The sequence below is a fragment of the Sphaerospermopsis sp. FACHB-1194 genome, from assembly GCF_014696235.1.
GTDB classification, from domain to species: domain Bacteria; phylum Cyanobacteriota; class Cyanobacteriia; order Cyanobacteriales; family Nostocaceae; genus Sphaerospermopsis; species Sphaerospermopsis kisseleviana.
On sequence record NZ_JACJPU010000065.1, the window covers coordinates 1 to 22782 of the forward strand.

Sequence of the window (22782 nt, forward strand, 5' to 3'; positions counted from 1 at the left end):
ATCTAAACGCTGCAATTAATTTATCGCGTTTGGCTAAAGCGTGAAAGTCTACCGAGGGATAACTGCTCCCATGCTCCCGTTGAAGTAGAAAGTAAAGTCTAGTTTTGTCTAGGTTTTATATAGCAGAAAACACTTGAGTAGGACAGCTTGAAGAGAGCAAGTCCTAAGTTGACAATTTCATAGACAAAACTATACTTATATTGACAAAAATCAATATATTTTTAGGAAAAAATCAACTACTTGATATATAATATGGTGATATCAAGTATTGAATTGAGACTATTGCCGACGCGAAAACCAAGCAATGATGGTGGTAGTCTTTTTCAGAAACTTAATTGGAACACAATCGCGTCTGGCTAAGGCGTGAAAGTCTACTGAGGGATAACTGCTCCCATGCTCCCGTTGAAGTAGAAAGTAAAGTCTAGTTTTGTCTAGGTTTTATATAGCAGCTATGAATCCATAAAAATGCGTGAGCATTATCCAAACTGGGATATTACAATTTTCTTATATGTATCAATATTCACCGCCTTTATCACCCCGGGAAGTTCTACCCACCATGTATGACTTACCGAGCGAAGACCCAGAGGAGCCTGGTTTGCCGGACGAATTTCACTTACTACAACCAGAGTTACTGCGGCTGACCTTTCGCCCTCCCACCTATAAAGAAGATCAGGTATTCACAGCCAGTGACCTAAATTTATATTATGACTCCCGACACCCCCAATGGTATAAACGTCCAGATTGGTTTGCTGTCTTGGGAGTATCCAGGCTCTATGATGGCCAAGATTTAAGGTTAAGTTATGTAACATGGCAGGAGGGAATTTACCCCTTTGTGGTAGTCGAATTACTCTCACCAGGGACAGAAAAAGAAGACCTAGGGCGCAGTTTCAGGGAAGTGAACCAACCGCCTAATAAGTGGACGGTGTATGAAAGGATGTTAAGGATTCCCTATTACATAGTATTTAATCGCTACACAGATGAGTTACAAGCCTTTGGGTTAGTAGTGAATGAATATCAAGAGTTAAGCCCCCAAGGGGTGGGAATATGGCTCAAAGAAGCCGAGTTAGGTTTAGGACTATGGGAGGGGATTTATCAAGGGGTACATCGCCGCTGGTTGCGGTGGTATGACGGGGAGGGGAATTGGATTCCTACACCTGTAGAACAGGAACGCCAACGATCTGAACAAGAACGCCAACGGGCAGAATTAGCCCAGCAACAAGTAGAACAGGAACGCCAACGGGCAGAATTAGCCCAGCAACAAGTAGAACAAGAACGCCAACGGGCAGAACAGGAACGCCAACGGGCAGAACGTCTGGCGGCTCACCTACGGAGTTTAGGGATTAACCCACACGACATAGAGCTAGGCTAAGGAATGTTAACAGGCGATCGCTCAACCATGTGTATGATAACTAAAGTGATCGCTTTACACTGGTATTTGAGCAGAAGATATGAACCTTATTGCCATTTGTGCCAATTTTGCAGGGTGGAAACAGGGAAGAGAAATTACGCCAAGCAATGAGAGAGTTAAGACAGGATGAGCAACTGCAAGAGTTAGAACCGTTATTGTCATTTTTTGCTAGTTTTGTATGAGAGACTGTATGAATACAGAGAATATACCTGCAAAAATAATAACAGGCGAGTTATTGGATGATATTACCCAACGGCTAGTTTCTGCCCTGAATCCAGAACAGGTAATTTTATTTGGTTCCTATGCTTATGGTGAACCTACGGAAGATAGTGATGTTGATTTGTTAGTGATTATCTCCGATTCCAATGAACCCCGCTATCGTCGGGCGCGTCAAGCATATAAAGCCCTCCATGGGATTGGTATACCAAAAGATATTCTGGTTATGACCCGTGCAGAAGTAGAAAGAAAGTCCACCGTAGCAAGTTCATTAGTTAGTCAGGCACTCAGTCAAGGTAAAATCCTTTATGGATAGTCCTAAGGATGAGGAGGTTAGGCAGTGGATAATTAAAAGTCAGCGAGATATTAAGGTTGCCCGCATACTCATTGAAAATGAAGTATCATTATTAGATGCTGTTGTTTATCATTGTCAACAGAGTGCCGAGAAAGCATTAAAAGCTTATTTGACATATCAAGATTTAGTATTTAAGAAAACCCATGATCTGGGTGTTTTAGTAGAGATGTGTTCAGTTTTTGAACCACATTTTCAGGATTTGGAAGATATGGCGGACACTCTAACACCTTACGCCACCGAATTTCGCTACCCAGGGGACATAATTGAGCCGGAAAGGTATGAAGCTGAAGAAGCCTTGCAAATGGCTGCGACAGTGCTAGAGTTTGTAATTAAATTATTACCAAATAAATTCAGCCCCTAGCCGGAGTGAGTGGCGATCGCGGTTTATTGGTGAGAATTTGTACCAATTTTGCAGGGTGGAAATAGGAAAGAGAAGTTACGCCAAGCGGTGAGAGAGTTAAGACAGGATGAGCAACTGCAAGAGTTAGAACCGTTATTATCATTTTTTGCTAGTTTTGTATTGGATATTCCCTTAGTTCAACAAATCATGAGGTGGGACATGACAGTATTAAGAGAATCACCCTGGTATGAGGAAATATTGAAAGAGGGATTACAGCAGGGGGAAAACAGGGATTACAACAGGGATTACAACAGGGGCGACAACAGGGACGACTTGAAGGGGAAACCCAATTAGTTATACGTCTGTTACAGCGTCGCTTAGGAACCTTGGATGATACACTCAAACAGCAAATTCAGATGCTACCAGTAGAGCAACTGGAAAGTTTAGCAGAAGAATTATTAGACTTTAGGGATGTGGAACAGTTACAGACTTGGTTGGAAAGCCTTTCTTGACGGCTGACTGTAGTAAGGGGCGATCGCCATTCACACAGAATAGATATACTGACAACTTATTGTAGTTCAACTACATGAAAATCGCTGTAATTCAAACAATCACGGTCAATTCCCCAGCGATCGCATTTGCTCCTTGGTGGAGAACAATCCCAGTGATTGGGTGGGGTCAAAACCAACTAACTAATCATGACCTTTAAAACAGCCTCTAAAAATCGCTTTATAATCAGAAAATATAGATATTTTTATAAAATTACGAGTAAAGCCAATGGCTACCACTGCTGATGAAGTCTGGCAACTGTTAGGAGAGTTACTCCAAGCCCAAAAAGAAACCAATCTCAAATTTCAAGAAACAGATCGCCTGCAAAAAGAAAATGCTCGGCAAATCAGAGAATTAGGTAAACAGATTGGGGGGTTAGGGGCTAAATTTGGCAGTTTTACCGAAGGGTTAGCTCTCCCTTCCATGGAAACCATTTTGCGCCAACAATTTGCCATGGAAATTATTAGCCCCAGTGTGAGGGTGAGCAAAGGTGGAGAACACTTAGAAATAGACGTACTGGCATATACTAATGGGGAAGTCAACAGGGCGATAGTTGTGGAAGTCAAAAGCCACGCCAGGGAAGAATCCATTACGGGTATGATTCAAGATATTGGCATTGACAAAGAAATTTTCTTTGAATTGTTACGGAAATAATATACAGAAGTCAGGGTTAGGAGACTGTTCACAAACGATCGCTCAACCATGTTTATGATAACTAGAGCGATCGCTTTGGATCCCCCTGCACAGCCCAAGTATTTAAGCCAATCCGCACAGCAAAACACTCTAAACTACCACAGAATACCATCATAGTCAAGCTAAAAGCAGACATGAATATGGGGGAAGTGGCAGATAAGTTACAGGCGCTCATGAGCTTCTGAGACATGGGAAATTATGGGACTTCGCCGTTTGTTGGATGTTATATAAACATTTAAACAAGAGAAAAGCATAAAAAATCATGCAGATATTTGTCACACTGGAGCCAAATGCTAGAGAAATCCAAAAAAAGTCTATTCTCACTAGTCCGCAAATTTGGTTCTGAAAAGTCAGCCATAATTCAAAATATAGCTTGGCTATTTTTTGACCGCATTGTTCGCATGGGTGTCGGGTTATTTGTGGGGGTTTGGGTAGCCCGTTATTTAGGAGTGCAACAGTTTGGTAGTTTTAACTATGCCACCGCTTTTGTAGCCCTATTTAATCCCTTAACTACTTTAGGATTAGATGCTTTAGTCATCCGTTCTATTGTCCGTGAGCCTGAACTGAAAGATGAAATTTTGGGGACGACTTTTTGGCTGAAATTAGCTGGTGCAATAGTATGTTTATTGTTAACAGTTGGCTCTATTTTTGTATTGCGTCAGGATGACCAGTTAACTGTGGGTCTAGTGGCAATTTTGGCAACTGCGGGAATTTTGCACGCTTTTGATACCATTGACTTTTGGTTTCAGTCTCAAGTCCAGTCTAAATATACTGTAGTTGCTAGGAATACAGCCTTTATTATTATTGCATTGGTTAAAGTTGTTTTGATTAAAATGCAGGCACCATTAGTCGCTTTTGCTTGGGCTACATTAGGGGAGGTAGCATTGGGTACGGCAGGTTTAATCATTGCTTACAGGTTTAAGGGTTATTCAATATTATGGCGGTGGAGTCTATCACTAGCTAAGACTTTACTCACAGAAAGTTGGCCTTTGATTTTATCTGGTTTAACCATCATGATTTATATGAGAATTGACCAGATCATGTTGGGACAAATGGTAGGAGATGAAGCAGTAGGGCTTTATTCAGCTGCAACCCGGATTTCTGAAGTTTGGTATTTTATCCCCACAGCAATTTCTTCCTCCGTTGCTCCCTCTATTTATGCTGCCAAGCAGGTAAGTGAAGAGTTATACTATCAAAGAATCAAAAAGTTAATCCGCCTGTTGGTAATGATTTCTTTGGTAGTGGCTGTGCCAATGTCCTTTATATCTACAACAATCATTACATTGCTGTTTGGCAATGGCTATGCAGCGGCGGGGTCAATATTAGGGATTCATATCTGGGCTGCTGTGTTTGTATTTATCGGTGTAGCTAGCAACTCTTGGTTTATTGCTGAGGGGTTAACTCAACTTGCTTTTCGCAGAACTTTGATGGGGGCAGTTGTTAATGTTATCTTAAATTGGTTATTGATTCCAGCTTATGCTGGAGTGGGTGCAGCGGTGGCTACGGTAATTTCTCAAGCAATTGCCTCATTTTTCAGCAATGCAACTCATGCCAAAACTCGTAAAATCATTAAAGTTCAGATTAAATGCTTTTTACCTTTTGACTAGTTGTAAGACTTTTGATAAGTAGGTAAGTAAGCAAAAAATTTTAGATACACCTGATTAATATGCTCCATCCCACCGCGATCTGCTTTAGCAACAGCGCGATCGCATTGATATCCCCACCAAGGCTCAGAGCTATGTTTCCACAGTACAGTATTTTCAGGTCTGTTTCCACCCATAAACAGGTAAGTCAGCAGGAAATTTTAGATACACTTGATTAATATGCTCCATACCCCTGTTATTTTCCTCATTTTCCGTCGCCCTGACCTCACAGCCCAAGTATTTGAGCAAATCCGGGCAGCAAAACCGGCTAAACTCCTAGTGGTAGCTGATGGTCCACGGAATGCACAGGAAGCTCCCCTGTGTGAGCAAGCTAGAAAGGTGACAGAACAAATAGATTGGGAATGTGAGGTATTACGCAACTATTCAGATATTAACCTAGGTTGCCGCGATCGCGTTTATTCTGGGTTAACCTGGGCATTTACACAGGTAGAAGAGGCGATTATTTTAGAGGATGACTGTTTACCAGATCTAACTTTTTTCCAATTTTGTGAGGATATGTTAGTTCGCTATCGTGAAGATACTCGGGTTATGTCTATTGCAGGAACTAATATTCAAGGCAATTTATCACTAGACTTTAGTTATTTTTTCTCGAGGTTTGCTTTAATGTGGGGATGGGCAACCTGGCGAAGGGCTTGGAAGTTATATGATCATAGGATGTTAGATTGGCCAAGCCTTAGAAAAACTAAATGGCTTTATAGTGTAGGTGTTGGCAAAGAAATATTCCAATGGCGTTGGAATACAATTTTTGACAGAGTATATTCCGGAGAGATTAATAGTTGGGCTTACCGATGGATTTACACATGTTGGCGCGAACATGGACTGACCATAATTCCATCAATAAATCTTGTGAAAAATATAGGTTATGGCAATGATGCAACTCATACTACAAAAGACCATCCTATCTTAGCCAAGCTCATAGAAGAACAAATGAAATGGCCTCTCAAACATCCAAATCAAGTGGAAATTATTTACGAAGCAGATGAGTTTATTTCAAAAAATTGGTTTGGCGCTTCCAGATTAGCCTACTTAAAATTTTTCCTCAAATCAATGATAAGGAAATAAATATGAGGTTATTCAATAACCGTGAGGCGGTTTCTGATGAACTTGCAACTGATTGCAAGAAAAATGAGAACATGTTGTTGATAAGGAGAAAAAAAATTTTATGATAAGTGTTACTTGCTATAACTGTGGAGATGATTCGACTATCGATTATAGTCAGGAAAATGGCTATAAACTTGTAGCTTGCAAAAGCTGTGGTCTTTTATACGTTAATCCTCGTCCTGATGATAAAGATATATCATTATCGGCAAAAACAGGAGTGCATCAAGGTGAAAATTTAATTGATGTAACTGGTAAATTATCTTATAAAAAAGTCAATAATTACATCAGTGTTCTAAAGGATATTTTTGGTAATTCTCTGCCGCTTAATGTTAATTCGTGGTTAGACATAGGTTGTGGTCACGGGGAATTATTACTAACAATTCAGAATTTTGCAACCGACAGGAAAATTTTATTAAAAGGATTAGAACCAAATGATTCAAAACGTCAGTCGGCATTAAAGCATAATTTAGATGTCAGCAATTTCAATCTCGGTGAACATTACCATAAGTACGATGTAGTATCAGTTCTTAATGTGTATTCTCATTTACCTAATCCTCCACAGTCTATTACGGAATTTAGGTCTCTTCTGAATCCTGGCGGAATGATCCTGTTAGAAACTGGAGATACAGCACATTTGTCTGCTGATGAACAGTTGCGCCCCTTTTATTTGCCAGATCATCTAAGTTTTGCTTCAGAAAAAATTGTTGTAGATATTTTAGAAAGAAGTAACTTTGAGATTTTAGTAATTAAAAAGTACCCTGCAATCAAATTTAGTATTACAAGACTATTAAAAGAATCTGCCAAGCTGGTTCTTCCAAATAAAGTATCTAATTTCCAACAGCTTCTCAGATATCAAAAGTATGCTGATATTGATATGTATATTTTAGCTAGACTTAAGTCATAAGGATATACTCTCGGTTGTAGTTGATGCCCATAGTTTCAATAATTTGACATTCAATAGAGGGTGTTTTAAAAGTCCCTCATGATGTATCCAATATCTTGAGATACCCCTAAATACCCCTGAAAAAGGGGGGTCAGTAAGTGTATAAAGTCACAATCTAAAACTTTTCAAACAACCTCTAATCAATTACAGCTTTTCACGAGTGTTGATCATTAAGTTGCATTAAACAACTAGTATGCTAAAAACCTTAAAAGGAACGGTTAAGTCATCAATACAGGCAATAGGACTTGACCTGCATCGCCTTTCGCCCAGTCAAAATCCATTTTTTCAACTCCGCAAGGGTTTGAAGAAATTCAATGTAGATTTAGTATTTGATATTGGTGCTAATACAGGACAATTCGCCACTGAGTTACGCTCCATAGGCTATAAAGGCCGGATCATCAGCTTTGAACCGCTCTCAGATGCCCACAAAAAACTAAACCAAGAGGCTGCTCGCGTTTCGCAGTGGCAAGTTCACCCCAAAATTGCTATTGGAGATTTTGACGGAGAAATCGAGATTAACGTCGCTGGTAATTCGGTATCCTCTTCAGTCTTACCTATGTTAGAGGCTCATGCAACGGCTGCGGTTGAATCTGCATATATCAGTACTGAGAAAGTAGCGATCGCTCGTTTGGATTCTATTGCGTCCAATTATCTTAGTGGTAAAGAGAATTACTTTATTAAAATAGATACACAGGGCTTTGAATGGCAGGTTTTAGATGGCGCTCAAGAAACACTTGCCAACGCCCAAGGTGTACTATGTGAACTATCCCTTGTACCCCTCTATGAAGGACAGCGATTATGGTTAGAAATGATAGAACGACTTAATTCACAAGGTTTTAGCCTCTGGGCAATTCAAAAAGGCTTTACAGATCCACGAGATGGTCGTACCCTTCAGGTTGATGCCATATTCTTCCGATTAAACAGTTAACCACAGAGCGATCGCCCTGACAAAAATCCTTTAACTGGGAGCGATCGCCCTGAAAAACATACTTTAACTGCGATCACCACATTTTCCTTACTACCTGTTCCTTCCCTTATCCCGAACTCAGCTTACCTACTTTCCTAGACAAACTCACATGAAAATCTCCAGAGCCAATTTACTCGTAGCAGTTATTTGTAGCTCACCTTGGTTTTTAGCTGCTTATGGTGCAGAAAGTCACCTGGGAAAAACGTCGATATTCCTACTAGTTACCTTAGTATCATCTGCATGTTTACTAGTAATTTCTCAATCAAGTTCCTCCCTAATAAGAAGCAGAGAAATTTATTTTTCAAGAAATGACTCATTTCTTAGAGATTTTTTTTTCTACCTCATAGTAACTAGTTATTGTTTGTTTATTTCAGGTGTTGCTTATCTTATAGTTCAGCACTCTTTTAACTTTGCTTACGTAAGATATGTCTACTATCGATCATCTGATACTCTCAGTATGGTATTTTATGGTAATAAATATATTGCTATGGTTTTCAACTGGTTTATTTCTCCCCTAACACCCATATATCTACTAACGATAAAAAAATTTTCTATCAAAGATTTAATTGTGTCGATAGTTTTCCTTGCGTCTGGTTTAGCTATCGGTGGCAGGTTTGATGCCTACCGTTTAGCAATCATCCTAATTATAAATTATTCTCTGGCAAGAAGAAAAATTGCAAGAGACATTAACTTAAAAAACAAAAATTTTATTGCTGCTATTGTTTCCATAGCAATTCTGCTATTTTTGGCGATCGCGTTAGGAGCAAATAGACAAGCATATAGATATGCTGACAATGTTTCTTTCTGGTTCTTATTCACAGAAGCATTCAAATCATTGTACAATTATCATACTATTCAATTTCCTGTAATCTATACTTCATTTAATACGCCTATGCAACATGGTATTTTTACTGGATTACTTACACCTTTTTATATACTCTCTGGTTTGAAATCACCAGAGGGTGCGCTATATGAGCACCTCGATCAGACTATATATTATACTGAAGATGGTTCATCAGCAGCTAACGCTTTTGGGACATCAATAATGTTCTTTTTAAGATTAGCAGACTCAAACGTTGCTTTAGGCATTATCCTGTTCTTTACATCTTTCTTATTGTTTTTCTACGTTTTTACCAAATTGACAAGTCAAACAGAGAAATTCGTCCTGATAAAATTTTTACTATATTCGTTCTTCTTTTCTGCCTTTAAACCTTTTATGTTTGGTTTTTCATGGTGGTTTTGTGTTATGGCAATTTTTATTTACTGTCGAAGTGAATTAACAAGGCAACCTCAGAAGATGATAGACCACGTAAGCTCGACTTGATTGATTTTCTAGGTGACTTGATCAGAAAGTTACGCCTAGGGTAAAGCCCTGAATGGATAAGTTCGAGTAAGAGGTGTGAGATTACTAAGGTGAATACTACCGTCTAATTATTAATTGTATGAAGAATTATGAGATGAAATTGCATTTCACTATAGTAACAGTTGTATTTAATGATGCTGTGGGTTTAGAAAGAACGATAAGTAGTGTTATTAATCAAACATATAAGGGCATAGAATTTATTATTATTGATGGTGGTTCAAGTGATGGAATCATAGAAACGATCAAAAAATATGAGGGAGACATCGATTTATTCATAAGCGAAAAAGATCGTGGTATCTATGATGCTATGAATAAAGGAATTAAATATTCCAACGGTGATTTTATTATTTTTATGAATGCTGGTGACATTTTTGCATCAGATGATGTTTTGTACCGAGTATTCAATAAAATCACCGAAAAAGAACTCGCTTACTTTGGTAGAGCTTTAATGCTAGGCGAAAAATTGACGTGGACTCTTCCCCCTCAGGAAATGTCGGATCCATTAAGAATTGACGCATGGTCAAGAAAATATTTGCCAATACACCAGAGTATTTTTTTTCCACGTTCTTTTTATATTTGTCATCATTACGATGAAAATTTTAAGATAACTGGTGATTCTGAGTATAAGCTCCGCTATTTAAAAACAAATAAAAAGTTTATTTTTGTAGATGTTGAGATATGTCACTTTAGCTTAGGAGGTATTTCCACTAAGTCAGATGATTTAGCTACAGCAATGTGTATGTTCAAAGAAAAAATTAATCTTGTGAATTTATACTACCATGGATTAGATCGAATTATCAATAAATTTCTTTGTATTACATATTTTATTAAGTTCGGCATAAGGACTATGCTAGGGCAGGAAAGATATCAAAAAGTCTTGTATCTTCTTAGTAGGCTTAGAGCATATTTTTAGAAAATTTTCTGATTTTAACACTTTACATCATGGGGGTTTGTTATGGGCATAAAATGGAAATTAAAAGCAAAGATACAGAATCTAGTTAGTCTTCTCCCGCCAAGTATCTCCTATTCTACCTATTACTGGATACAGAGAAACTTTGGCTCTTTAAAAAAGAATAAGCTTAATCCCATGAGCAGACTACAAGCGGGGATGGAAACTTGTAAACACATTGAAAATGTCGGTCAATCACCTGTAGGGACTACATTTTTAGAGGTAGGTACAGGAAGGAGAATTAATACTCCTCTAGCATTTTGGCTGTTAGGAGCAGAAAAAATTATTACTGTCGATTTAAACCCTTATTTAAAAGAGGAACTTGTTAAAGCAGATTTAGAATATATCAAAAATCATGCTACTCAAATTGAAGATTTGTTTGAGAACCGTATTGTCAATAATCGCTTAAATCTTCTGATTGAATTCACTCAATCCCCCTTCAATTTGCAGGATTTATTAAAATTTATTAATGTTGATTATATCGCACCGGGGGACGCTTCCCAACTGAGCATACCCTCAAACTCTATTGACTTTCACACATCCTATACTGTCTTTGAGCATATTCCCCCAGAAATAATTAAGGCAATTATTAAGGAGGGTAAAAGAGTATTAAAGAGTAATGGGCTGTTTGTACACAAAATAGATTACAGCGATCACTTTTCCCATTCAGATAAATCCATTTCTGCTATTAACTTTTTGCAATTTTCGGATAGTGAATGGAATAGAATTGCCGGTAATAGATATATGTATATGAATAGATTACGCCACGATGATTTTAGAAAATTGTTTGTAGACTTAGACACTTCAATTTTATTAGATGAAGTAAATGAAAGTTTGGATGCCAGGAGTTCTCTGAACAAAATCAGTTTAGACTCTTTCTTTTCGCAAAAAGATACAGAGATACTTGGTATTACATCAGCATGGATAGTTTCTCATTTTTAGAAACTGCTATCATTTACCCCGATCTTAACTCCATTGGTTATTGGCTGGCTTTGGTGAGTTTGCTGAAGAGCTTGGTAAAAGTCATCTGGCTAATAGCTACATTGAAATTGAATCCAATTGCTAATCAGTAGAAATATTCTGTCAATAGAAATGAAAATAGTTTACTTACATCAGTACTTCAACACCCCTAAAATGCCTGGAGGTACTCGCTCTTATGAGATGGCTCGACGCTTAGTAGACATGGGTCATGAAGTCCATATGATCACCTCATGGCGGCAAAATGATGGGCATCAAGAGTATTTTGAGACTGAGGAAGCTGGAATTCATGTTCATTGGTTGCCAATCCCATACTCTAATCATATGAACTATAATTCTCGTATCTGGGCATTTCTTCGCTTTGCCATGGGAGCAGCACGTAAAGCTGCATCTTTAGCCGGTGATTTGGTGTTTGCAACCAGTACTCCACTTACCATTGCACTACCCGCTGTATATGTGGCGAGGAGACAATCCATACCCATGGTATTTGAAGTGCGAGACCTTTGGCCAGAAATACCAATTGCGATAGGGGCATTAAACAATCCCATACTCCGTGTAGCGGCTATTTGGTTAGAACAGTGGGCATATAGTAACTCTGAAACAGTAGTTGCTCTATCCCCTGGAATGCGTGATGGAGTTTGTCGGACAGGCTATCCTTCTCAAAGAGTTTCAGTAATACCTAATTGCAGCGACAATACATTTTTTTATCCTGACTCTGCAATGGGATATACCTTTCGTAGTTCACGTCCTTGGTTGAGAGATAGACCTTTGTTAGTTTACACAGGTACCTTTGGAAAAATTAATGGCGTAGGTTACCTGGTAGAACTTGCATCTGAATTATTACACATTGACCCAGAAATTAGACTTCTGCTGATTGGTGATGGTCTGGAACATAAACAAGTATTAAATCAAGCTCAAGTTGCGGGCGTCTTAAATCTAAATTTATATTTAGAACCTAAGCTGCCTAAAAACCAAATTCCAACAGTACTAGCGGCTGCAGACATGGCCGCCAGTTTGTTTCTTGATATACCTGAGATGCAAGCTAATTCAGCCAATAAATTTTTTGATGCTCTAGCTTCTGGTACACCAGTGCTGTTGAACTATGGAGGGTGGCAAGCTCAACTAGTTGAAACAACAAATGCCGGTATTGTGACTTGGCGTATGCCAATTTTACAGGCAGCAGAATGTATAGCAGCAAAACTCAATGATCGTGTCTGGCTCCAACAGGCTGGTAAAAATGCTCGTAATTTGGCAGAGCAAAAGTTCAACCGGGATATACTAGCTAACAAGCTAGAAAAAATACTTACTGCCGCAGTGAGTGGTCAAGGACAAAAAGCGAGCGAGATCAGTCCAGCTGAATATTTTGTGCACAGCGAAATAACTTAGGACTTTGCACAAAAATGGAATACCTGTCATAGCGGAAGCGCTAATACTGCTATCTGATCATCCAAATTTGGTTAGCCAAAAGGGAAGAAATGCTCGAGCCTTAGCTCAGACCCATTTTGATAGAGAGAACTTATCTCAACAATGGGTACGAACGCTTGAGAAATTAATATGAGTTTTCGGCCTTAAATAGTTGTTTAGTAAATCTTAACTGTATGGAGAAGTCAATAAAGTATCTTCTAGATCGTTTTGTAGCGACTCTAGTGCTCATTCTATTTAGCCCCTTGTTACTAACCCTAGCCCTATTGGTGCGGCTAAAATTAGGAAGCCCTGTTCTGTTTTGTCAACAGCGTCCGGGACTGAAAGGACGCCCCTTTACCATCCTCAAATTCCGCACCATGACAGATCGGCAGGATATTGATGGTAACTTGCTACCTGATGCTGTACGGTTAACTCCCTTTGGGCGTTGGTTAAGAAGCACATCTCTAGATGAATTACCCGAGTTAATCAATGTCATGAAAGGAGAGATGAGTTTTGTCGGACCTCGCCCTTTATTGATGAAATATATAAACCTTTACACTCCTGAACAAATGCGCCGTCACAATATGAAACCGGGGATTACTGGTTGGGCACAAATCAATGGTCGCAATGCTATAGAGTGGGAAGATAAGTTTAAACTTGACCTGTGGTATATCGATAATTGGAGTCTGATACTGGATTTAAAGATTTTATTCATGACTGTGGAAAAAGTTCTGAAACGCCAAGGTATTTCACAGAGCAACCATGCCACAATGAGGGAGTTTACAGGTACTCAATCCAAATCGTCTCAATAAGGTTTTTCGTTGGCATTATGTTCAGGAATTGTTAATCAAATTTAAGACATCATTGAATATTTATCTCTACGGCTGTGGTGGACATGCCAAGGTCATCTTAGATATTCTTCACCATCAGGGGAAATTCGTCAAAGCTTTCATCGATGATCATCCCCCTGCAACATTCAGTAATATACACGGCATTCCTATAATCCAGTCACAAACAGCATTATCTGAAATTACCCCCGATTCATCATCTTGGATTGTTGCCATTGGTAATAATCGCATCCGCGCAACCATAGTAGAAAAATTAACAAAACAAGGTCATTCCTTCACCACAGCCATTCATCCCTCTGCCCAAATTGGTGTGGGAGTGAAAATTGGAGGGGGTACTGTAGTCATGGCCAATGCAGTGATTAACATAGATACCACCTTGGGAAATCATGTCATTGTAAATACCGGGGCTACCATCGATCATGACTGTATTATTGGCGATTACTCCCACATTGCTCCGGGAAGTAATCTATGCGGTCAAGTGAAATTAGGAGCGGGAGTACTCTTAGGTGTAGGAACTCATGTATGTCCTTGTGTTGAAATCGGTAATCACACAACCTGTGGTGCTGGATCTGTGGTGATTAGATCTCTTCCTGATAACTGCCTAGCCTACGGTTGTCCCGCCAAAATCATCAGAACTAGCTTGCCATAATACATCAAATAAATATATGCCCAAACAAATCCTCCTCTCAACTCCTCATATGGGTTTTGAGGAACTTGCCTTTATCCAAGAAGCCTTTGATACAAATTGGATTGCCCCCGTTGGACCTCATATAACTGCCTTTGAGGAGGAATTTTGCCAAACCGTCGGCAGCACCCACGCCGCTGCCGTAGTTTCCGGTACTGCCGCTCTCCACCTCGCTCTCCGTCTCATCGGTATTCAACCAGGGGACGAAGTTTTCTGCTCTACCCTCACCTTCATCGCCAGCGCCAGCCCTATCACGTACCTCGGTGCCAAACCAGTTTTTATCGATAGCGATCGCACATCCTGGAACCTCAACCCGGATTTACTGGTAGCAGAACTTTCACGTCGTGCTAAGTTAGGAACCCTACCCAAAGCCGTTCTGCTCGTCCATCTCTATGGTCAGAGTGCAGATATTGACCCAATACTCACAGCCTGTAACCAGTATAACATCCCCCTCATTGAAGACGCGGCGGAAGCACTAGGCGCTACCTACAAAGGCAAAACTCCCGGCACTTTCGGCAAAATTGGTATATACTCCTTCAACGGCAACAAAATCATTACCACCTCTGGGGGAGGTATGCTAGTCTCTGACGACCCAGAAATAGTTGCCCAAGCAAAATTCCTAGCTACTCAAGCCCGTGATCCGGCTCCCCACTATGAACACACCACTATTGGTTATAACTATCGTCTGAGTAATGTTTTAGCTGGAATTGGTCGCGGACAACTCCGAGTTTTAAAGGATCGGGTTGAAGCCAGACGACGCAACTTTCAAATCTACCAAGAGGCATTAAGTGATATTCCCGGTATAGAATTTATGCCTGAAGCCTCCTTTGGACGCTCTACCCGATGGCTCACCTGTATTACTATTGACCCAGAAAAATTTGGCTGCGATCGCGAAAACCTACGTCTAGCCCTAGCAGCCCAGAATATTGAATCCCGACCTGTTTGGAAACCTATGCACCTACAGCCAGTCTTTGCTCACTGCGATCGCATTGGCGGTGAAGTAGCTGAATATCTGTTCCACCATGGCTTATGCTTACCCTCCGGTTCTAACCTCAGCGATACTGACTTAGAGAGAGTTATATTAGCTATCCGTTCTACCCACTAACTTGGGTGAATTACTAAGGTATTTGATGAGACTAAATCACGGCTCGTGTCGAAGTGCTATCGCCTACCTATAGTAGTGCTGGTGCGATCGCTGCCCTCAAAGAAAATGAAAACAGACAAGCTATTTTACCGTATATTCCTAAATCAACCAGGTATCCTAGCCGAACTTATACCAGGAATCCCTCTAGACTGTGAGTTTGAATACTCCGCCCCAGTGATTAAAGAACAGGAATTTCGCCACGATGGGGTATTAACTCCCATAGGGGACGACCTTAACTTACCCATAGTATTTCTGGAAGCCCAAATGCAACCAGACAAAGGTTTTTATGGGCGCTATTTTGCAGAAGTTTACTTATATCTGAAACAATACAACATCAGCAGACCATGGCGGGGACTAATCATCCTCAAATCCCATAGTCATGAACTGGGGTCAGAAATACCTTATCGATCAATCTTAAAGGAAGACGTACAGAGACTTTACCTGGAAGACTTGCTGTCAGAGACAGACCTAAGTCCTAACCTGAGAATATTACAGTTAATTGTTCTCCCTCAAAACAGAGTGGGTGAAGCAGCCCAAAAACTACTGCAAAATCTAGAGAGCAAAACACAATTCACACAAAGACTAGACCTGATCGAGGCTATACTAGTAAGCAAATTCCCCCAAATCAGTCCAGAGGAAATATTGAAGATGTTAGACCTGAAAACAGCAGATATTACCCAGACAAGATTCTATCGGGATGTGTTTCAACTAGGAGCTAAGGAGGGTAGAGAACAGGGTAAAGCCGAAGGTAAAGCCGAAGGTAAAGCCGAAGGTAAACAGGAAGGTGAAGCCCAGCTAATTATCCGTCAGGTTAATCGTCGCTGTGGAATATTGTCACCCAACCAAGAAGCTCAAATCCTTTCCTTAGACCTCAATCAACTGGAGTCACTAGGGGAAGCCCTCCTAGATTTTACTACCATTGCTGACCTAGAAGCTTGGTTAAATGGTACACATCAGGAAAAATAGGAATATACTACCAAATATAGCTGATGCGATCGCCTTTAACACTACCCTGGGGCGATCAATACTGTTATACAAAGAATTTTGATAAATACCACAAATTACTGGAGTTTGCAGGATGTTGTAGGGGCGAAGCTTATGGGCGATAATTTAAGGGAAAAATTAGACATCTAGATATCCCATAAGCTTCGCCCTGCCCCATAAATATCTTAAGTAAAGGTGAGATAACCGGATATCTGGGGAAAATTATCTCAGATCAAAAATTTGCCTCTAACATAGGCATATAGCTGAAATCTTATCCACGGATATGGTCAAACCTCTGCGCTTATTAACCCTAGCTGGTTGCTTGGGAATGTTTACTATAGCCACTGCTATCCCCCTGCGTCTAGCCATAGCACGTCAACAAAATCCCCAACCCCAAGCCATTTTGATGCTCAGTGGGGAAGACAGCAGAGCCAAATTCACCCGAGAAATGGCTCAAAAATTCCCAGATCTTCCCATTTGGGTTTCCGTGGGCGAACCGGAAATCCGCCGCATCTTAGGTGACCTTCACAGCCAAAAGCTACAGGGAGGCGATCGCATCCAGTACGACAACCGCGCCACAGATACAGTAACTAATTTTACCACAATGGTTGCACCTTTGCAACAAAATAATATTCGCCACGTCTATCTCGTCACCTCAGACTACCATATGCCCCGCTCCCAGGCGATCGCCACTATTGTCTTTGGTAGTCAGGGAATCGCCTTTACTCCCGTCCCCGTCCCCTCCCAAAGCTCTCAGAGAGAAGCTCGAACACGTATTGCTAGGGACATAGGGCGCTCAGTGGTTTGGCTAGTTACCGGGCGCACCGGAGCCAGTTTCAATCCCCGCTTGCAATCGGCGACAGGTAATAGCAGATCATAAATTTGTCAATTTACTCAGTCAATTTACTCAGTCAATTTACTAAGTCAATTTACTAAAAATATACCCCAAATAACCCCGACTTTTGGTAATGTACAAGTGTTCCGAAAAGTCGGGGATTTCATTAGATATCTCCACAATAGAATGTATTAATTTGTCATAAGTTGTAGGGGTGAAGCTTATGGGCGTTAATTTAACTGAAAAATCAGACATCTAGATATCCCATAAGCTTCGCCCTGCCCCCATAAATAGGTTCCATAATTTCTTTTCTGGGGATGTCTATTAGACATCTGGTGGTAATTAAATGTGCATAACCTGAAACCCATTCTAGAGACGTTCTATAAAACGTCTCTACATTAGACCTGTCCGAAAAAGATGCAGGGACAATTCATGAATTATCCCTACCAAGGGTTTCAGGTTACGCATATTTAATTTTCGGAGATGTCTATTATTAATGCTTAGTTTGTGACAAATTTAATTTTAAACTGTTTGATCACACTTTCCCATCCATAACTATGCGAATAACATATTTTCTGCTTAGTCTTTTGAAAAAAACTGTTTTTATCAAAAATATTACCCATTTTCTCCAAACTTCATCAAGAACAAAAAAGCATCTGATTCTGTATTTAACTGACTCTCTACTATTTTTATTGGCAATTTATATTGCATTTTCCATAGATTCCCACAGTTTATTTCCTTTGGATATACTGAGTAAATATCTCCCTTATATTATTCCGCTGATTACCGGAAAAATCCTGTTATTTTCCCTACTGGGAATGTACAAAAATGTACTAAAATACAGTGAATTTGCCTTTTTATATACAGCCTTCAAATCAGTTATTTTGGGACAAGGAGGATTGATCATCCTGGATTTGGTTTTCCGGATCAATTTCCTACCTATTTCTGTTCAGATAGTAGATACTTTAATCACACTAATTTTAATAGTCACAATCAGACTCATAGCGCGATGGCTGTTATATGGTTTGAGTTCCCCCCTGAGATTAAAACTCCCGTCTCAAACCAATATTAGTGTAGCAGATAGCAAGCAACTCCTGCAACCAGTAATTATCTATGGAGCCGGACAAGCTGGATTTCAACTATCCCAAGCACTTGTTCTGGATAACAACTTTGAGATTATAGCTTTTGTGGACGACAATTCACAACTATGGAAACATACGATTAATGGCATTCAGGTTTATAGCCCTGAGAAGTTGGAATATCTGATTAACAAGTACCAGGTACAGCTAGTACTCTTAGCAATTCCATCAGCAACGCCCAAAAGAAAGCAAGAAATTGTTGCGGAACTTAAAGCTCTAGATATAGAAGTGAAAACAGTACCCACTCTAGCAGAAATCATATCAGGTAAAGTCTCCATTGCGCAACTCCGGAAAATCAATATAGGTGATATTTTAGGACGAGAAGAAGTTCTCCCAGATCCCAAGTTACTGCAAGTCAACATCACAAATAAATCTGTTTTAGTCACAGGAGCGGGTGGTTCTATTGGTTCAGAACTCTGTCGTCAAATTGCTCAACAACAACCCCGCCACCTAGTTCTATATGAATTAAATGAATTTGCACTATATAACATTGAAATAGAGTTACGAGAAACCTACCCTAACTTATCTTTTTCTGCTTGTTTAGGCTCAGTAACTGATGCCCAACGCCTGAAACAGGTAATTACAGAATATAATATTGATACTTTATATCATGCTGCGGCTTACAAGCACGTTCCTTTAGTAGAAATGAACCCTGCCCAAGGGGTGATTAACAATATTTACGGTACACTAGTAGCTACGCGCACGGCCAATGAGTGTAAAGTTAAGACTTTTGTCTTAATTTCCACCGATAAGGCTGTACGACCCACCAGTGTGATGGGAACAACCAAACGAGTGGCTGAGTTGATTTTGCAAGCTTTATCAAAACAGCCGGATACCTACACCCGTTTGCTCATGGTCAGGTTTGGTAATGTGTTAAATAGCACGGGTTCAGTAGTACCCCGATTTCAACAACAGATTTTACAGCGACAACCGATTACTATTACCCATCCCGAAATTACTCGCTATTTTATGTCCATTCCCGAAGCAGCTCGCCTGGTCATTCAAGCTGGCGCTCTCGGTGAGGGGGGAGAGGTTTTCCTCTTGGATATGGGGGAACCAGTAAAAATTTACGATCTGGCGGTGCAAATGGTAGAACTCAGTGGTCTAGTTTTAGGGAAGGACATTGAGATTAAAATCACAGGTTTGCGTCCAGGAGAGAAGCTCTATGAAGAGTTGTTGATTGAAGAAGAGAATGTTGAAAAAACTATACATCCGAAAATTTACTCCGCCCAGGAAGCAATGATACCTTGGACAAAGCTAGAGCCATATCTGTATCAGCTTTTCTTAGCAGCCCAAGAAGAAGACAAAGATACTCTCTTATCTCTGCTCAAGGTCCTGGTTCCTGAATATTACTCTCTACAGTTATCATCCCAACTGATGAGTAAATCTGCTGAGTAAATCTGCTTGACACTCCCCATGGGGACTTCCAGAAGCTTGTAGAGACGTTGTATGCAACCTCTCTACAACCATTAATTACCGGAGATGTTTATTAGACATCTGGTGAAAATGAATGTAGGTACAATTCATGTAGGGACAATTCATGAATTGTCCCTAGAACGTCGATTCAGTAATGCTAGGTAATTTGTTTTTACCTTGTAGGGGCGAAGCATTCGGGTGATAACCTATCGCTGAAACCAATTCATATTCCGTCCGAATGCTATACGCCCTTACGATTAATGAATCGGTGTTCTAGAAAGGGTTTCAAATTACCCACATTCAATTACCGGAGAGATACAGCACATTCCATCTACATGAGGTACAATATGAACAGGCAAGACTTGTACTGAGCTTGTCGAAGTATGCCTGTGCTACAAGGGTTTTATCATTAATATCTGTACCTCATCATAACGAAAAATGCTGTATAATGAAACACAGGAGGTAATGAATCATGTATCAAAGTGAAGCACCCCCGCAAAAAAACTTGCCCACCATGTATGATTTACCCAGTGAGGGTGACAATGAGGAAGAATTAGAGTCCACCATTCATCCCCGTCCACCCTGGGAAACTTTGCCGACGATGTATGATTTACCTAGTGAAAATCCAGAGGAACCAGGGTTGCCAGACGAATTTCATGACTTTCAACCACAATTATTACGGGAAACCTGCCAATCTCCTGTTTATCCCCAGGAAGAAATGTTCATTGGTACGGATTTAAACTTATATTATGATGTGCGCCATTTTGCATGGTATAAAAGACCAGATTGGTTTTTAGTGTTAGGTGTACCCGCTTCAGAAAAACAAGAGGATATGCGCTGGAGTTATGTCATTTGGCAAGAAGGACTAGCGCCATTTTTAATCGTAGAATTATTATCACCAGGTACAGAAGCAGAAGATTTAGGACAAACATCAAGAAGCGCGAATAAACCACCGACAAAATGGCAAGCTTATGAACAGTATTTGCGATCGCCCTACTATGTTATTTTCGATAGATATGAAAATCGCCTCCGAGTATTTCAACTCATGGGCATAAAATATCAAGCAGTGGAACTGGTAGAACCAAAATTCTGGTTTCCTGAATTGCAATTAGGAGTAGGGGTTTGGTCAGGAAAATATCAAGGTACAGAAGGTTTGTGGCTACGTTGGTATAATGAGGATGGTGATTGGATTCCTACTTTTGCTGAAAGCGCACAACAGGAAAAACAACGAGCAGAACAAGAAAAACAACGAGCAGAACAAGAAAAACAACGAGCAGACAAACTAGCGGAAAAACTGCGAGCTTTGGGAGTGAATTTAGATGAAATTTAAAGGAATTTAAACAAGCAAGCCAGGTAATAATTTTCTTGGCTAATAGCCTATTTCAGCTTTAATGTTCATGTAGATGGAATGTGCTGTATATGAAGAACATTTATACAGAAAACAGCAATCAAACTCTAGAACAAAGAAAACAAGAAGCATTACAAACAGCCGCAAAATGTCAGCAAATTCTCCTAGAACAGGGAGCAAAAGAAGTAATATTATTTGGTTCTTTATCAGGAGAAAGCCCTTGGCATTGGCAATCTGATTTAGATTTAGCAGTGACAGGAATGTCGGAAAAGCAACAATGGGAGGCATATTCTCTTCTAGAAAAAATCGCACCTAATTGGTTAAAAATAGATTTGGTAGCATTAGAAGAACTACCAGATTTTATCCGTTCTCGGATTCTCAAAGAAAAACTCATGCCAACTAATAAATATTTAGCCTTAAAAACTCGCATTGAAGACGAGATGATGGCTTTAGAGCAGAATTTTCAAGCTTTAAAGCAATTAATTGCTCAAGCAGAAAGTATTCCAGAAATTGCCCTCACTCCTGCGTTATCTAGCTATATTTGTGATTTTTACACAGCCTGTGAGCGAATTAGTGAAAGAATTGCTGTTACTTTAGATGAGGGAATGCCAAAAGCCGAAAATTGGCATGAACAACTATTGTTACAAATGGCAGAAATTGGTGGGGAAAATCGTCCTCCTGTCTGGCAAGGTTCACTATTATTACAATTAAATGATTATCGGAAATTTAGACATTTAGCACGTCATAATTATAATTTGCAATTGCGAAAAGAAAGAGTATTAGAATTAGCCCAACAAACAGAAATAATTATCGTCAAAATCCAAGAGGCGATCGCACTTTTTAATCAATGGTTAGAATCTCAAGCAAAATAAATAAATATAGCATTTACCAAGCTAGTGAGGTACAGAGTTTTTTATCTTAGGAAATTGGGAATTGCGAATTGGGAATTGGGAACAGTAAATAAATTAGGGTGTACCTCATGAGACTGGGAAACGCTATAAATAAATAAATAATAAATCAATAATTAGGGCTTGCTGAATAAAGACAAAAGCTAGATATATTAGACCTCTCCAAAATAGAATGTATTAATTTGTCATAAGTTGTAGGGGCGAAGCATTCGGGTGATAACCTATCGCTGAAACCAGTTCATATTCCGTCCGAATGCTATACGCCCTTACGATTAATGAATCGGTGTTCCAGAAAGGGTTTCAAATTACCCACATTCAATTACCGGAGAGATACAGCACATTCCATCTACATGAGGTACAATATGAACAGGCAAGACTTGTACTGAGCGGTTAGTTAGCTTCTACTGAGCAACTTGTACTGAGCCTGTCCTGAGCCTGTCCTGAGCCTGTCCTGAGCCTGTCCTGAGCCTGTCCTGAGCCTGTCCTGAGCCTGTCCTGAGCCTGTCCTGAGCCTGTCCTGAGCCTGTCCTGAGCCTGTCCTGAGC

General features: G+C 40.0%; 25 protein-coding genes. 22 read left to right on the plus strand and 3 right to left on the minus strand.

What is annotated here, in order from left to right:
• Window positions 1-508: 508 nt before the first annotated feature.
• From H6F45_RS23920 to H6F45_RS23930, 4 genes are all read left to right on the plus strand, one after another.
• Complete coding sequence (locus H6F45_RS23920; RefSeq protein ID WP_096569360.1) at window positions 509-1369, plus strand: Uma2 family endonuclease; 861 nt, start codon at window positions 509-511, stop codon at window positions 1367-1369.
• Between the two features lie 98 nt (window positions 1370-1467).
• Window positions 1468-1590: a hypothetical protein gene (locus H6F45_RS27175; protein ID WP_265586235.1), complete on the plus strand. Its 123-nt coding sequence runs from the start codon at window positions 1468-1470 to the stop codon at window positions 1588-1590.
• Between the two features lie 8 nt (window positions 1591-1598).
• On the plus strand, window positions 1599-1940 hold the full coding sequence (locus H6F45_RS23925) for a nucleotidyltransferase domain-containing protein (RefSeq protein ID WP_137667305.1): 342 nt from the start codon (window positions 1599-1601) through the stop codon (window positions 1938-1940).
• The gene (locus H6F45_RS23930; RefSeq protein ID WP_190348581.1) at window positions 1933-2340 is read left to right on the plus strand and encodes a HEPN domain-containing protein; all 408 of its coding nucleotides are present in this window, start codon (window positions 1933-1935) and stop codon (window positions 2338-2340) included. Before H6F45_RS23925 ends, H6F45_RS23930 begins: the two co-directional genes overlap by 8 nt.
• On the opposite strand, the gene H6F45_RS26770 is transcribed toward H6F45_RS23930, so the two are convergent.
• Window positions 2330-2482, minus strand: a complete 153-nt coding sequence (locus H6F45_RS26770) for a hypothetical protein (RefSeq protein ID WP_190348582.1) — start codon at window positions 2480-2482, stop codon at window positions 2330-2332. The two genes, H6F45_RS23930 and H6F45_RS26770, sit on opposite strands and share 11 nt — an antisense overlap.
• A 199-nt stretch (window positions 2483-2681) precedes the next feature.
• Between H6F45_RS26770 and H6F45_RS26775 the strand changes: the two genes are divergently transcribed.
• Complete coding sequence (locus tag H6F45_RS26775) at window positions 2682-2831, plus strand: DUF4351 domain-containing protein (protein WP_222620722.1); 150 nt, start codon at window positions 2682-2684, stop codon at window positions 2829-2831.
• Between the two features lie 265 nt (window positions 2832-3096).
• Window positions 3097-3522 carry a DUF3782 domain-containing protein gene (locus tag H6F45_RS27180; RefSeq protein WP_190348583.1) on the plus strand — a complete coding sequence of 142 codons (426 nt, stop codon included), beginning with the start codon at window positions 3097-3099 and terminating at the stop codon, window positions 3520-3522.
• Window positions 3523-3583: 61 nt separating this feature from the next.
• Here H6F45_RS27180 and H6F45_RS23950 read toward each other — a convergent pair whose 3' ends face one another.
• On the minus strand, window positions 3584-3751 hold the full coding sequence (locus H6F45_RS23950; protein WP_190348584.1) for a hypothetical protein: 168 nt from the start codon (window positions 3749-3751) through the stop codon (window positions 3584-3586).
• 100 nt (window positions 3752-3851) lie between these two features.
• On the opposite strand from H6F45_RS23950, the gene H6F45_RS23955 reads away from it, so the two are divergent.
• Window positions 3852-5168: a flippase gene (locus H6F45_RS23955; RefSeq protein WP_190348585.1), complete on the plus strand. Its 1317-nt coding sequence runs from the start codon at window positions 3852-3854 to the stop codon at window positions 5166-5168.
• Here H6F45_RS23955 and H6F45_RS23960 read toward each other — a convergent pair.
• A complete protein-coding gene (locus H6F45_RS23960; protein ID WP_190348586.1) occupies window positions 5165-5341 on the minus strand; it encodes a hypothetical protein in 177 nt (58 codons plus the stop codon). The genes H6F45_RS23955 and H6F45_RS23960 overlap by 4 nt on opposite strands.
• A 43-nt stretch (window positions 5342-5384) precedes the next feature.
• Here H6F45_RS23960 and H6F45_RS23965 point away from each other — a divergent pair, with 43 nt between their 5' ends.
• The 15 genes from H6F45_RS23965 to H6F45_RS24035 all read left to right on the plus strand — a co-directional run bounded on the left by H6F45_RS23965 (window position 5385) and on the right by H6F45_RS24035 (window position 22201).
• Window positions 5385-6287: a glycosyltransferase family 2 protein gene (locus tag H6F45_RS23965; protein WP_190348598.1), complete on the plus strand. Its 903-nt coding sequence runs from the start codon at window positions 5385-5387 to the stop codon at window positions 6285-6287.
• A 100-nt stretch (window positions 6288-6387) separates the two neighbouring features.
• Window positions 6388-7230, plus strand: coding sequence for a class I SAM-dependent methyltransferase (locus tag H6F45_RS23970; protein ID WP_190348587.1), 843 nt, complete (start codon window positions 6388-6390; stop codon window positions 7228-7230).
• A gap of 232 nt (window positions 7231-7462) precedes the next feature.
• A complete protein-coding gene (locus H6F45_RS23975; RefSeq protein WP_190348588.1) occupies window positions 7463-8197 on the plus strand; it encodes an FkbM family methyltransferase in 735 nt (244 codons plus the stop codon).
• Between the two features lie 496 nt (window positions 8198-8693).
• Window positions 8694-9560: a hypothetical protein gene (locus tag H6F45_RS23980; RefSeq protein WP_190348589.1), complete on the plus strand. Its 867-nt coding sequence runs from the start codon at window positions 8694-8696 to the stop codon at window positions 9558-9560.
• A gap of 118 nt (window positions 9561-9678) precedes the next feature.
• On the plus strand, window positions 9679-10512 hold the full coding sequence (locus H6F45_RS23985) for a glycosyltransferase family 2 protein (RefSeq protein WP_190348590.1): 834 nt from the start codon (window positions 9679-9681) through the stop codon (window positions 10510-10512).
• Window positions 10513-10686: 174 nt separating this feature from the next.
• Window positions 10687-11490: a methyltransferase domain-containing protein gene (locus H6F45_RS23990; RefSeq protein WP_190348591.1), complete on the plus strand. Its 804-nt coding sequence runs from the start codon at window positions 10687-10689 to the stop codon at window positions 11488-11490.
• A 150-nt stretch (window positions 11491-11640) separates the two neighbouring features.
• On the plus strand, window positions 11641-12912 hold the full coding sequence (locus H6F45_RS23995) for a glycosyltransferase family 4 protein (RefSeq protein ID WP_190348592.1): 1272 nt from the start codon (window positions 11641-11643) through the stop codon (window positions 12910-12912).
• A 212-nt stretch (window positions 12913-13124) separates the two neighbouring features.
• Window positions 13125-13742, plus strand: a complete 618-nt coding sequence (locus tag H6F45_RS24000; RefSeq protein ID WP_190348593.1) for a sugar transferase — start codon at window positions 13125-13127, stop codon at window positions 13740-13742.
• A 28-nt stretch (window positions 13743-13770) separates the two neighbouring features.
• The gene (locus H6F45_RS24005; protein WP_242052712.1) at window positions 13771-14427 is read left to right on the plus strand and encodes an acetyltransferase; all 657 of its coding nucleotides are present in this window, start codon (window positions 13771-13773) and stop codon (window positions 14425-14427) included.
• Window positions 14428-14443: 16 nt separating this feature from the next.
• Window positions 14444-15568 (plus strand): DegT/DnrJ/EryC1/StrS family aminotransferase, encoded by a 1125-nt coding sequence (locus H6F45_RS24010; protein ID WP_190348594.1) that lies wholly within the window; start codon window positions 14444-14446, stop codon window positions 15566-15568.
• A gap of 105 nt (window positions 15569-15673) precedes the next feature.
• Entirely contained in the window at window positions 15674-16573 is a 900-nt protein-coding gene (locus H6F45_RS24015; protein WP_190348600.1) for a DUF2887 domain-containing protein, read from the plus strand.
• 301 nt (window positions 16574-16874) lie between these two features.
• Window positions 16875-17471: a YdcF family protein gene (locus H6F45_RS24020; RefSeq protein ID WP_190348595.1), complete on the plus strand. Its 597-nt coding sequence runs from the start codon at window positions 16875-16877 to the stop codon at window positions 17469-17471.
• Window positions 17472-18451: 980 nt separating this feature from the next.
• A complete protein-coding gene (locus H6F45_RS24025; protein WP_242052713.1) occupies window positions 18452-19963 on the plus strand; it encodes a nucleoside-diphosphate sugar epimerase/dehydratase in 1512 nt (503 codons plus the stop codon).
• Window positions 19964-20453: 490 nt separating this feature from the next.
• The gene (locus H6F45_RS24030; RefSeq protein ID WP_096569310.1) at window positions 20454-21311 is read left to right on the plus strand and encodes a Uma2 family endonuclease; all 858 of its coding nucleotides are present in this window, start codon (window positions 20454-20456) and stop codon (window positions 21309-21311) included.
• Between the two features lie 89 nt (window positions 21312-21400).
• Entirely contained in the window at window positions 21401-22201 is an 801-nt protein-coding gene (locus H6F45_RS24035; protein ID WP_162501954.1) for a nucleotidyltransferase domain-containing protein, read from the plus strand.
• Window positions 22202-22782: the final 581 nt, after the last annotated feature.

What these genes read in the sequence shown, in the direction of transcription:
- H6F45_RS23985 (WP_190348590.1), top strand. Translation starts at nt 9,679, where the DNA reads ATGAAGAATTATGAGATGAAATTGCATTTCACTATAGTAACAGTTGTA.
- H6F45_RS23965 (WP_190348598.1), top strand. Translation starts at nt 5,385, where the DNA reads ATGCTCCATACCCCTGTTATTTTCCTCATTTTCCGTCGCCCTGACCTC.
- H6F45_RS23950 (WP_190348584.1), bottom strand. Translation starts at nt 3,751, where the DNA reads ATGTCTCAGAAGCTCATGAGCGCCTGTAACTTATCTGCCACTTCCCCC.
- H6F45_RS23920 (WP_096569360.1), top strand. Translation starts at nt 509, where the DNA reads ATGTATCAATATTCACCGCCTTTATCACCCCGGGAAGTTCTACCCACC.
- H6F45_RS24035 (WP_162501954.1), top strand. Translation starts at nt 21,401, where the DNA reads ATGAAGAACATTTATACAGAAAACAGCAATCAAACTCTAGAACAAAGA.
- H6F45_RS23975 (WP_190348588.1), top strand. Translation starts at nt 7,463, where the DNA reads ATGCTAAAAACCTTAAAAGGAACGGTTAAGTCATCAATACAGGCAATA.
- H6F45_RS24000 (WP_190348593.1), top strand. Translation starts at nt 13,125, where the DNA reads ATGGAGAAGTCAATAAAGTATCTTCTAGATCGTTTTGTAGCGACTCTA.
- H6F45_RS23925 (WP_137667305.1), top strand. Translation starts at nt 1,599, where the DNA reads ATGAATACAGAGAATATACCTGCAAAAATAATAACAGGCGAGTTATTG.
- H6F45_RS27180 (WP_190348583.1), top strand. Translation starts at nt 3,097, where the DNA reads ATGGCTACCACTGCTGATGAAGTCTGGCAACTGTTAGGAGAGTTACTC.
- H6F45_RS23960 (WP_190348586.1), bottom strand. Translation starts at nt 5,341, where the DNA reads ATGGGTGGAAACAGACCTGAAAATACTGTACTGTGGAAACATAGCTCT.
- H6F45_RS23955 (WP_190348585.1), top strand. Translation starts at nt 3,852, where the DNA reads ATGCTAGAGAAATCCAAAAAAAGTCTATTCTCACTAGTCCGCAAATTT.
- H6F45_RS26770 (WP_190348582.1), bottom strand. Translation starts at nt 2,482, where the DNA reads ATGATAATAACGGTTCTAACTCTTGCAGTTGCTCATCCTGTCTTAACT.
- H6F45_RS24030 (WP_096569310.1), top strand. Translation starts at nt 20,454, where the DNA reads ATGTATCAAAGTGAAGCACCCCCGCAAAAAAACTTGCCCACCATGTAT.
- H6F45_RS24020 (WP_190348595.1), top strand. Translation starts at nt 16,875, where the DNA reads ATGGTCAAACCTCTGCGCTTATTAACCCTAGCTGGTTGCTTGGGAATG.
- H6F45_RS23980 (WP_190348589.1), top strand. Translation starts at nt 8,694, where the DNA reads ATGGTATTTTATGGTAATAAATATATTGCTATGGTTTTCAACTGGTTT.
- H6F45_RS23995 (WP_190348592.1), top strand. Translation starts at nt 11,641, where the DNA reads ATGAAAATAGTTTACTTACATCAGTACTTCAACACCCCTAAAATGCCT.
- H6F45_RS23970 (WP_190348587.1), top strand. Translation starts at nt 6,388, where the DNA reads ATGATAAGTGTTACTTGCTATAACTGTGGAGATGATTCGACTATCGAT.
- H6F45_RS23990 (WP_190348591.1), top strand. Translation starts at nt 10,687, where the DNA reads ATGAGCAGACTACAAGCGGGGATGGAAACTTGTAAACACATTGAAAAT.
- H6F45_RS24015 (WP_190348600.1), top strand. Translation starts at nt 15,674, where the DNA reads ATGAAAACAGACAAGCTATTTTACCGTATATTCCTAAATCAACCAGGT.
- H6F45_RS24010 (WP_190348594.1), top strand. Translation starts at nt 14,444, where the DNA reads ATGCCCAAACAAATCCTCCTCTCAACTCCTCATATGGGTTTTGAGGAA.
- H6F45_RS23930 (WP_190348581.1), top strand. Translation starts at nt 1,933, where the DNA reads ATGGATAGTCCTAAGGATGAGGAGGTTAGGCAGTGGATAATTAAAAGT.